The following is a 248-nucleotide window of genomic DNA, read 5'->3' on the forward strand; positions in this document are numbered from 1 at the left end:
ACTGCCGCCGTGGGCAGGCCGATATAGCCAAGGCCGACGACCCCGACGCGGAGCTGGGCTTCAGCGGGCATCGATGATGGTCCGTGCGATTCGGTCACTGCTCTTCCCATCTCCGAACGGATTGTGCGCGCGCGCCATGGCGGCATAGGCTTCGGCGTCATCGAGCAGCTCCAGCGTGGCCGCGACAATGGTTTCCTCGTCGCTGCCGACCAGCCGGGCGGTGCCTGCGGCGACGCCTTCGGGCCGCT

Annotated in this window: 1 protein-coding gene; it reads right to left on the reverse strand. The window is 68.5% G+C overall.

Annotation, left to right across the window (positions count from 1 at the left end; genetic code table 11):
- Window positions 1–60: 60 nt before the first annotated feature.
- On the reverse strand, window positions 61–248 hold a 188-nt coding region (locus ACK4S7_RS13065), incomplete at its 5' end, for a UDP-N-acetylglucosamine 2-epimerase (protein WP_409647677.1).

Source organism: Sphingorhabdus sp., assembly GCF_046292425.1.
Lineage (GTDB): Bacteria > Pseudomonadota > Alphaproteobacteria > Sphingomonadales > Sphingomonadaceae > Sphingorhabdus_B.